This window comes from Bacteroides sp. AF39-16AC, from assembly GCF_003602735.1.
Lineage (GTDB): Bacteria > Bacteroidota > Bacteroidia > Bacteroidales > Bacteroidaceae > Bacteroides > Bacteroides uniformis.
On record NZ_QTLN01000037.1, the window covers coordinates 1 to 9,161 of the forward strand.

The following is a 9,161-nucleotide window of genomic DNA, read 5'->3' on the forward strand; positions in this document are numbered from 1 at the left end:
GGTGGTACACGTTTCAAATGCTACCCGGGTCCCTTTTCAAGTGTTAGCTACAACGTTATGCTCTATCGCGCTCTTTTCGGGTGAGAGCGTGAAGAACAGCTCGTGGAAACGGCGCACGTGTTCCCTCGCTTCTGCCGGACGGTTCTGCGACAAGTCTTGCGAGAGAGCCAGCATCAGCGACTTGCCGTTGTCCAGCACGTAAATCTTTTCCCGTTGCCGCTCCGCGAAGCGGTAGGAACTCCACACGCTCCATACCGTTATTACGGCACACAACGAGAGGAAGACGATACCGAACAGGCGTATCTGCCTGAACGATGATTCGATGTTTTTAAGTGACTTAAATTCCATTGTTGTTTATTCGTTTTTAATTGTCAGTTGATTATTTCAGCAGCTTCCCGACACGTCCGACCACGTTTCCTGCGGCTGCGCCCGCCACGCTGCCCGCCATACTTCCGGCTCGTCCTGCCGTCTGGTTCACGTTGCGACCGTAGCTTCCCATGCCTCCGGCTTGGATAATCCAGCCTGCTACCGTGGGGATGGTGAAGTAACCAATGATGCCGATTATCATGAAGACGATGTACACCCCGTCGCTCGAATCCAGCGAGAAGTTCGGGTCAGCCTGCATCCGTTCGATGTCGCTTTGCAGCATCAGCACTTGTATCTTCGCCAGTATGGTGCTGAACATATCCGACACGGGCAGCCACAGATAGACCTGTATGTAGCGGCATATCCACTGTGTAAGCGTGCTTTGGAAGCCGTCCCACACCGATATGGCGAAGGCTATCGGACCGAGTATCGCCAGCACCACGAGGAAGAACGTGCGGATGGTGTCTATCACGAGGGCGGCGGCTTGGAACATCAGTTCCAGTATCTCGCGGAAGAAGTCGCGGATGCCCTTCTTCATGTTGTACATCCCGCGCTCGATGTACATCCCCGCCATCGTCACCATGTCGCCGGGCGACCAGCCCAGTTCTTCCAGTTGTTTGTCAAACTCCTCATTTGACACGAGGTAGGCGGTTTCGGGATTGCGCATCATCGCTTCGTACTCCAGTTTGTCCTTCTGCTCACGGTATCGGTTCATGTCCAGCGTTTCCGCCTCCAGCATCTTTGCCGTACCCTGCACGACGGGCGACATGATGCTGTTTATCGTACCCAGTACCACCGTCGGAAAGAACATGATGCACAGACCGATAGCGAACGGGCGGAGCATAGGGAACACGTCTATCGGTTCGGCTCTCGCCAGCGACTGCCATACCCGGTAGGCCACATAAAAGAGTGCGCCCAGCCCGGCGATGCCTTTCGCCACGCCCGCCATGTCCCCGCATAGCGGCATCATCTGTTCGTAGAGCGAGCGCAGAATTTGGTGAAGGTTGTCGAAATTCATAGGCTACCAATATCTTTCGTTCATGTTCCCGTACAGCCCCATGATGCGGTCAAGGTCGTTTTTCTTCTTCGCACGCAGGTAACTCACGCTAATGTTCTTGTTGGTGTAGTAGCTCACGAGGTTGCGGTAACGCTTCATTTTGGAGTAGCAGCGTTCCACCACGTCCATGCGCTCCTTGTCCGTCATGGAGAGCGTGGTGATATTCACCACATTCTTCAGTTCCGTCAGCACATCGTTGGATTCCTCCAATAACTTGGTGTAGCCAAAGGCGATGGCTCCCAGTTCCTCCACCGTGAAGTTGTCGTCACGCATCATCTTCTGGAAACTGGTCACATAGGTGTCGGTGATGTCACCCACCATCAGAATGGTCTGCTGCACCTTCCGGGCGTCCTTTACCAGATTGTTCACGGATTTGAGTGCGTCGTAATACTTCTTGCCCTGTTCGTAAATCTTCACGGTCTCTTGAAAATTTTTTATCATATTCTGGGCGGTCGTGGAAGTGTGTACCACGTTCTTCGAGGTGTTCACGATGCTCTGCGCGATGTTGGACGGGTCTATCACCGCCCACTGTGCGCTTGCCCTGCCGACTGCAAACAGGCACAGGCAGATAATAAGTGTTATTCTTGTTCTCATGTTACTTTGGATTTTAGTGGATTTCATTATTTATTGCTCGCCTATCGGATGGTCCGGTTTCGGGTTCACACGCACGTAGTCCCCGTTCGGCGAGAAGGTCAGGATGTCCGTCGCCTCGTTGTAGGACACGTCGATGCGGAATCCGGTGTTCATGAACAGATTGCCGTTCTCCTCCTGCAAGAGATAGGTTTCCGGCTTCAGCTTGCGGCGGATGCCGCTCCGCTTGAATACCGTCACCTTATAGGCTTCGCCCTCCTTGTAGATAAGCACGTCGGGCTTGCCCTCCACACTCTCCCAGTTTCCGCAAAGCAGGTCGCGTCGGTTGTCCGTTATGTCGCAGGATTGCAGCACCATGACCGCCAGCCCGATTAAACACTTGCTGACTTGCAGCATTTTCGTTCTTGATATACTCATACGCATTTTCTTTTTTAGTTGATGAATCTGTTTCTATTTATTCCTTTTTTCTCCGCCTTTCGGCAAGCTGCCGGATGACGGCTTCAATGTCGCCGCCCAACTGTTCCGCCAGACGGTAAACCTCTACTTTTTCCGTTTCTTCGGTGGTGTACGCCAGATACTCTTCAGCACTAACTTCGGTGGCATAGACTGCCGACTGCGTGCCGCCCAGTCCTATCCACACTTCCTTGTAGAGCCTTGACGGGTTGTTCGCCATGTTGATGGAGAGTATCTGCGACTTCTCTTTCTCCGTCAGACCCAACAGGGACTGTATGGCATCAAACTTGTTCATGTACTTCCGCTGGTCAAGGAGTATCTTGCAGTCGGAGTTGTTGATGATGCTCTCCTTGACGACGGGCGAGGAAATGATGTCGTCCACCTCCTGCGTCACCACGATTGCCTCCCCGTAATACTTGCGCACGGTCTTGTACATATAGCGCAGGTACTCAGCCATGTTCGCCGAAGATAGAGCCTTCCAAGCCTCTTCCACTATCAACTGTTTCCTTACGCCTTTCAATCGGCGCATCTTGTTGATGAAGGCTTCCATGATGATGATGGTCACCACAGGGAAAAGCTCGCGATTTTCCTTTATACTGTCAATCTCGAAGACGATGAACCGCTTGCCGAGCAGGTCGATGTTCTCCGTGGAGTTGAGCAGGAAGTCGTAGCGTCCGTCCCGGTAATACTGCCGCATGGTGGTGAGCATATTGTCGATGTTGAAGTCGGACTTCTCCACCTTTATCTCACGTTCCGCCAGTTCGCGGCGGTAGTCGTCGCGCATATACTCGTAGAAGGTGTTGAACGAGGGGACGATGCTCCGGTCAGCCCTGATACGCTCGATATAGGCGTTCACCGCACTGCCCAGTTCGCCGCTCTCCGTCTTCGTCACTTTGTCGTCCTCCGACTTCCAGAGCGTCAGCAGCAATGTCTTGATGCTGTCCTTTTTCTCCACGTCGAACACGTAATCATCGGTGTAGAACGGGTTGAACGAAATCGGTTTCTCCTCCGTGTAGGTGAAGTACACGCCGTCCGCCCCGTTTGTCTTGCACCGGATCATCTCGCACAAGCCCTGATAGGAGTTTCCCGTGTCCACCAGCACCACGTGCGTACCCTGCTCGTAGTATTGCCTCACGAGGTGGTTCATAAAAAAGGATTTGCCGCTGCCCGAAGGACCCAACACGAACTTGTTGCGGTTGGTCGTGATACCCCGCTTCATCGGCAGGTCGCTGATGTCGAGGTGCAACGGTTTTCCCGTAAGCCTGTCCACCATCTTGATGCCGAAGGGCGAGAGCGAACTGCGGTAGTTGGTTTCCTCCGTGAAGAGGCACACCGCCTGCTCGATGAATGTATGGAAACTCTCTTCCGCCGGGAAGTCCGCCGCGTTGCCGGGCATCGCCGCCCAGTAGAGCGTCGGGCAGTCGATGGTATTGTGGTGCGGCACGCACTCCATGCTTGCCAGCTGGCTGCCCACATCGTTCTTGATATGCTTCAGTTCCTCCGCGTCATCGCTCCACGCCATGACGTTGAAGTGCGCCCGTACCGAGGTCAGCCCGTAGGAATGGGCTTCGTTCAGGTACTGGTCTATCCACTCGCGGTTGATGCTGTTGCTCCGGCTGTATCGGGATAGCGACTGCATATTCCTTGCGGACTTCTCGAACTTCTGCAAATTTTCCTCGCTGTTGTCGATAATCACATACTGGTTATAGATGTGGTTGCAGGAAAGCAGCAGCCCCACGGGGGAGGCGAAGGAGAGGCGACAGTCCGAGCGGTCGGTGGAGAGTTTCTCGTAGCGGATGTCGGTAGCCACCTTTCCTGGCATATCCTCCGCGTCGGAGAGGGTGTGCAGGCACAGGCGGTTGTCACCGATACGCATTTCTTTTGCCGAGAGGTCGATGTCCTGCAAGGTCGTGTCGCCTTCGGGCATGAGCGAGAAGTAACGCTCTATCAGCCCGGCGGACTTCTCCGTCCCGACAATCTCGTCGGTGGAGAGGCGGCGCAGCCTCACAAAGCCGCTGTCGTTCATGATGCGCTCGAACTGTTCGGCGGCCTCCATGAACTTCCCGGCGGTTTCCTTGTCCAGCTCCTTCGGGATGATATGTCCCCGGCACAGCGTACTGAAGTTGCTCTGCATACGGTTACGTTCTTTCGTCGTCTTGGTCAAGTAGAGATAGCAGGAGTGTTTCAGGTACGGACGCTCGTTGAAGTGGCGTTCAAAGGAACGGCTCAAGAAACTCATGTCGTCCTTCTGTAACTCCGGCATATATTTCTCCTTGATGAACCAATCCTGCTTATGCACGACGCAGAAGTACGGCAGCACCTTGATAGCCTTGCACCAGCAGCCGTGTATCGCCTCGTACTCTGCGCCCGTCACGGTGTAAAGCTCCGGCAGTTCCACCTCAAAAGCCACCGTGATGTCGGCGTCTTTGGAGATGATGCAGCCATGCTCCACCGCCAGCAGGGGGAACTTGTTTTCCAGTGTTGTCATTTTGGATGTATTTCTCATGTCGTTTCTTCCTTTCGTTGCCGTTTGAGTAATCGGGTGATCCGCCGTCGGTTGATAAGGTATCGGGGATGGCTCCTTGCCGCTCCCAATTTCATCAGCCCGTGTTCGCCGTACCGGGCGTTCAGCGCGAAGGTCTGCCATACGAGGACGGAAGACGATGCCGCGCCGAAGCCGATACATATCCACTGGTCGATGCCGACCATATAGAGGATGACGAACAGGACGAAGAGAGCCAGCAGACCTCCGCAGAAGATGAAGAGGTACTGAGCCTTCAAACCCTTGAACTCGACCGGACGGCCGATACCCTTGTTTATCGGGTATTCAGCCATACATTGTTTATTAAAGGAAGAATGAGCGCAGGATAGTGGCGGCGACAATCAAGAAGATACAAGCCCCGAACCACGAGGCGGCGGTCTTCGAGGTGTCCGGGTCTCCGGACGAGAATTTTCCGTACACTTTCACGCCACCGATAAGCCCGACTACCGCGCCGATGGCGTAGATTAATTTCGTGCCGGGGTCGAAATACGAACTCACCATAGAGGTGGCTTCGTTGATGCCAGCCAGACCGTTTCCCTGTGCGAAAGCGGAGGCGGTTGCGGCAATCATAAGTGCCGCAGCGATGATTAACTTTTGTCTGATGTTCTTGTTCATAAACTGTTCTTTTTTGTGCCGTCCAAAGGGTGGATAGTCCTTTTTCGGGCGGTTGATACTTGATTACTTTACTTTGGTTTTAGTGGTTGCCCGTTTGTTTCTACGGACTTGGGGCTGTCCGTTGCGGGTTGGCTGTACCTTGTACCGCCGTGCGCGTGGGTGTCGTCATTTTACGTTTTCATTTCCATTCTTTTTTAGTTGTTATACATAGTTTCGGAAGTCGAACTCCTCGATGTTGTCGGGAATCACGAACACCTTTTCCTTTTGTTGTGTCACGGTCATGTTCACCGTGTCCACGAAAACTGCCATCGCCTTTGCAATCCTCTCGCTCATTGCTTCATCGGTCAGGCGTTCCGTTATTCTTGTGAAAAGCTCTGTCCCGTCCAGTTCCGTCATGACCTTTCCGGCGTGTCGCATTTCCTCATCGGATGGTGATTCCTTCCGTATGGTGTGTACTGCCATGTCAATATCCTCGAAGCTACTTCCCGAAGCCTGCTTTTTGTCTGGTTCTTCATCCTCCGGTTCATCTTCTCCGTACTCCAGTTCCGAGGGCGGGATGCTCGTGAAGGTTTCATCGAGTTTGTCCTCCGGTACTTGTGTCGGGCGTGAGACGGTTTCCGTGTTTCCGTCGTCAAAAGTAGCCTCTTCCTCCGACAGCTCAATGCCTTTTTCCGAAGTGGCGGCTTCTTGCGTCGGTATGGCAGCGGTTGTCCGGGTCGATGCCATCTTGAAACGGCTCTTGCCAATGATGTCCGAGGTGTCTGCGTGAGGTATTTCCTTATCCTTTCCTTGCTCTGCCACCGTACTGTCCAATGACCGCCACAGCCCGGCAATATGTCTGAAGAAACGGATGAGCTTCATGTCCATGATGCGGTCATAGAACAGCAGAAACAGAAACCACACGTTGCAAGCAACCGATACGATTAAAAACGCCTTTGTCATAATCTTACTTTTTGGGCGTTTTCAATCTGTTCCATGTACTGCTGCCCGTATTGTCGGAAATGGTCGCGGAGGATGTTATCCACAAACTTGCCGATGCTCAAACCGTTTCCCATCCGACTGGTAACGATAGCGACTTTCTCATGAATTTCTCGGCTGATGTATATACATTGCCGCGTTTTGATTTCCGATGCTTGCAGGAAAGTCGAGAGCGGTTTGTCTCTGCCTTTATCCTTGCGGAAGTCAACGTCGGTATTTTCATGCCCGTAGTCGGTTACACACTTTGCTGCACGGACAGCGGTTCTTTCACTCTTTCCTGTTTGCAGATACTCAGCCTGACGGTTCTTATTTGTTCTTTTCATACTTCTTTGTTGTTTTTGAGTGTTTATAAATTATAGGATTCCATGTGCCGTTTGAACGATTCGGCTATCTCGTCTTGGAACAGCGTGAAATGGTGTGTCAGCACGTTGTCAAGAAATGCCGCGATAGTCACTTCGTTGCCTCCGATTACATGAAGCATCTTCTGTATGCGGTCGTGGTACTCCTTGCGGATATAGACCTGCTTGCCGAGCCTTGCCGTGATATTGGAACCGCATATGAATACTGTGTCATAATCCAATTTTTCCGGCTTGCTGTTCCTGCGCCTGCGTTCCGGCTCCTCTTTGGAGTGCGAGGCGGGTGGAGAAACGGCTTCTTGTATCGCTTCTTTCGGAGGTGGGACAGGAGCGTTCCCGTCCGTGCTTCTCGCTTCCGGCGGAATGCTTGTATCGTCCAGTCGAAATGAGTTGATTACGGCTTCGCTGTCGATGTCCTCGATTCTTGTTTTCTTTGCCATGCCGTTCAGTTTTTGATGATGCCGAGAATCTCATCGACGAGTTTGTCGAGGTTGCTGCCGCGTACCAGTATTTTGTCCGCCGGAAACGCCGTGGAGCGGAATACCGCCTTGCGTTCTGCCGCCGTCTCCTTGCGGAAGCGCTTACTGTCCGGTAGATGTGTTTCCAGAATGGGCAGGGCGAACTCGGCACAGACCTTGTCGTATGCCTTGTAAAGTTCAGTCTTTTCGCGTCCGTCCACCATGTTCCACACGAGGTAAATCCCTTTGATGCCGGACTTGCCCGTGCTTATCATCTGTTCGTTGATGACAGTGGCGAACTTGATGGAACTCTCCATCACCACACGGTCGGCGATGATGGGCGTGAAGATATAGTCCATTTGGGAAATGGTCTGCACCACATCGGCATTGTTGATTGTTCCCGGCAGGTCGAAGAACACGAAATCGAGGTCGGGCTGCGCTGCCACCAGATTTTCGGCGGTCTTTACCGCATCTTCCGCACGGCTGCATCTGATGGTGTACGGGTTCTTCTTCAGTCGTTTGAGCTGCTCATACGCCAGCACCTTGTAATGCCCGTCCTCCATGACGGCTTTCATGTCACGCTTGCGCATGTCATGGATACTGTACTGCGGGAAATCGCAGTCCACCACGGCTACGTTGTAGCCTTTCACATAGTGCAGATAGCTTGCTACAAGCACTGTCAGGGTTGTCTTACCCGCTCCACCTTTCTGCGTGGAGATTGCCACATAAGTTGCTTCTTTCATTTTTTTGATAATTTATTTGGTTATACATCTGTCCGGTGGCGGTAGCGTATTGTCATTAGTACGTACGCACGCACTCCCATTCATTTATTTATTCACTCCTTAATCCGGCTGTGCCTGCGGGTATTCATCGGTTTGTCCAACCGTCCATGCTTTTATCCGTCCGCACGGACGTGTGCTTGGAAAACTATCTGAATACATACACCTGTTTTCAACCGTTTGGATTGATGCCCGGATTGCTGTCCGAACATCCGGCGGAAGGAGTGTATTTTCAGTCCCACATCCGAATCACACTGCAAATAAACAAGGATATTTTGGAACTTGTATCACTTCTCCGGCAAGTGGCAGCACGTTGCGCCGGTTGGCACTGATTGTCCGGGTCAAGCCTCTGTCGGACATCGCCTTAAGGGCGTAACTTTGCACCCGAACGGCAGGGTACGCCGCAGGTAGCGCAGCCCGGAGTTTGAAAGGAATCATCCCCAATCCGTCCCCGACGGATTTTTATGTTCACCTGAACATAGCAAGATGTCTTTTCAGCCGCTCAAAATATTTTGAGCAGCCACGAAAAGCACTTGCCCTTGCAGGGGGCGGGCTTTCCCTCCGAAGTCGGGAAGCCTTTCAGAACTGCGGTGCTGTAATCCGAAGCGGCGGCTTATGCCGTCAATCCGCTAAATCCAAAGTAATATGAAAGAGAAAAGGAAAAGCAAATCAGGGAGAAATCCCAAACTTGATCCGGCGGTGTACCGGTACACCGTCCGTTTCAACGAGGAGGAACACAACCGTTTCCTCGCCATGTTCGGAAAATCGGGTGTCTATGCACGGTCTGTTTTCCTCAAAGCGCACTTCTTCGGGCAACCGTTCAAGGTGCTGAAGGTGGACAAGACGTTGGTGGACTATTACACCAAACTGTCGGATTTTCATGCACAATTCCGTGCCGTGGGTACGAATTACAACCAAGTCGTGAAGGAACTGAGGCTGCATTTTTCAGAGAAAAAGGCGATGGCG

The 9,161-nt window shown here is 52.6% G+C and carries 12 protein-coding genes and 1 pseudogene; 2 read left to right on the forward strand and 11 right to left on the reverse strand.

The genetic code is table 11. From position 1 onward, the window contains the following. Positions 1 to 51: 51 nt before the first annotated feature. From traK to DW039_RS19370, 11 genes and pseudogenes are all read right to left on the reverse strand, one after another. A pseudogene (gene traK, locus DW039_RS19320) lies at positions 52 to 348 on the reverse strand (conjugative transposon protein TraK); the annotation flags it as partial. 31 nt (positions 349 to 379) lie between these two features. Next, entirely contained in the window at positions 380 to 1,384 is a 1,005-nt protein-coding gene (gene traJ / locus DW039_RS19325; RefSeq protein WP_004308926.1) for a conjugative transposon protein TraJ, read from the reverse strand. Between the two features lie 3 nt (positions 1,385 to 1,387). Further along, positions 1,388 to 2,017 carry a DUF4141 domain-containing protein gene (locus tag DW039_RS19330; RefSeq protein WP_004308927.1) on the reverse strand — a complete coding sequence of 210 codons (630 nt, stop codon included), beginning with the start codon at positions 2,015 to 2,017 and terminating at the stop codon, positions 1,388 to 1,390. A 30-nt stretch (positions 2,018 to 2,047) separates the two neighbouring features. After that, positions 2,048 to 2,431, reverse strand: coding sequence for a DUF3876 domain-containing protein (locus tag DW039_RS19335; protein ID WP_004308928.1), 384 nt, complete (start codon positions 2,429 to 2,431; stop codon positions 2,048 to 2,050). A 37-nt stretch (positions 2,432 to 2,468) separates the two neighbouring features. Further along, positions 2,469 to 4,973 (reverse strand): TraG family conjugative transposon ATPase, encoded by a 2,505-nt coding sequence (locus tag DW039_RS19340; protein WP_005827325.1) that lies wholly within the window; start codon positions 4,971 to 4,973, stop codon positions 2,469 to 2,471. Continuing rightward, positions 4,970 to 5,302 (reverse strand): DUF4133 domain-containing protein, encoded by a 333-nt coding sequence (locus DW039_RS19345; RefSeq protein ID WP_004311206.1) that lies wholly within the window; start codon positions 5,300 to 5,302, stop codon positions 4,970 to 4,972. Before DW039_RS19345 ends, DW039_RS19340 begins: the two co-directional genes overlap by 4 nt. A 10-nt stretch (positions 5,303 to 5,312) precedes the next feature. Next, positions 5,313 to 5,624: a DUF4134 domain-containing protein gene (locus tag DW039_RS19350; protein ID WP_004311205.1), complete on the reverse strand. Its 312-nt coding sequence runs from the start codon at positions 5,622 to 5,624 to the stop codon at positions 5,313 to 5,315. Between the two features lie 201 nt (positions 5,625 to 5,825). After that, positions 5,826 to 6,566: a hypothetical protein gene (locus tag DW039_RS19355; protein WP_032595736.1), complete on the reverse strand. Its 741-nt coding sequence runs from the start codon at positions 6,564 to 6,566 to the stop codon at positions 5,826 to 5,828. Continuing rightward, positions 6,563 to 6,952 carry a DUF3408 domain-containing protein gene (locus DW039_RS19360; protein WP_299338276.1) on the reverse strand — a complete coding sequence of 130 codons (390 nt, stop codon included), beginning with the start codon at positions 6,950 to 6,952 and terminating at the stop codon, positions 6,563 to 6,565. The genes DW039_RS19355 and DW039_RS19360 overlap by 4 nt, the downstream gene beginning before the upstream one ends. Continuing rightward, complete coding sequence (locus DW039_RS19365) at positions 6,949 to 7,398, reverse strand: DUF3408 domain-containing protein (RefSeq protein WP_004311202.1); 450 nt, start codon at positions 7,396 to 7,398, stop codon at positions 6,949 to 6,951. Before DW039_RS19365 ends, DW039_RS19360 begins: the two co-directional genes overlap by 4 nt. Before the next feature lie 5 nt (positions 7,399 to 7,403). Next, on the reverse strand, positions 7,404 to 8,159 hold the full coding sequence (locus DW039_RS19370) for a ParA family protein (protein ID WP_005643916.1): 756 nt from the start codon (positions 8,157 to 8,159) through the stop codon (positions 7,404 to 7,406). Between the two features lie 232 nt (positions 8,160 to 8,391). Between DW039_RS19370 and DW039_RS21535 the strand changes: the two genes are divergently transcribed. Then, entirely contained in the window at positions 8,392 to 8,571 is a 180-nt protein-coding gene (locus DW039_RS21535; RefSeq protein ID WP_074668551.1) for a hypothetical protein, read from the forward strand. Between the two features lie 269 nt (positions 8,572 to 8,840). Continuing rightward, a partial coding sequence (mobA, locus tag DW039_RS19385; protein ID WP_120382259.1) for a conjugal transfer protein MobA occupies positions 8,841 to 9,161 on the forward strand: 321 nt, incomplete at its 3' end.

Coding starts and splice junctions, on each gene's coding strand:
- DW039_RS19340 (WP_005827325.1), bottom strand. CDS start 4,973: ATGAGAAATACATCCAAAATGACAACACTGGAAAACAAGTTCCCCCTG.
- DW039_RS19365 (WP_004311202.1), bottom strand. CDS start 7,398: ATGGCAAAGAAAACAAGAATCGAGGACATCGACAGCGAAGCCGTAATC.
- traJ (WP_004308926.1), bottom strand. CDS start 1,384: ATGAATTTCGACAACCTTCACCAAATTCTGCGCTCGCTCTACGAACAG.
- DW039_RS19330 (WP_004308927.1), bottom strand. CDS start 2,017: ATGAGAACAAGAATAACACTTATTATCTGCCTGTGCCTGTTTGCAGTC.
- DW039_RS19335 (WP_004308928.1), bottom strand. CDS start 2,431: ATGAGTATATCAAGAACGAAAATGCTGCAAGTCAGCAAGTGTTTAATC.
- DW039_RS19370 (WP_005643916.1), bottom strand. CDS start 8,159: ATGAAAGAAGCAACTTATGTGGCAATCTCCACGCAGAAAGGTGGAGCG.
- DW039_RS19355 (WP_032595736.1), bottom strand. CDS start 6,566: ATGACAAAGGCGTTTTTAATCGTATCGGTTGCTTGCAACGTGTGGTTT.
- DW039_RS19350 (WP_004311205.1), bottom strand. CDS start 5,624: ATGAACAAGAACATCAGACAAAAGTTAATCATCGCTGCGGCACTTATG.
- DW039_RS19345 (WP_004311206.1), bottom strand. CDS start 5,302: ATGGCTGAATACCCGATAAACAAGGGTATCGGCCGTCCGGTCGAGTTC.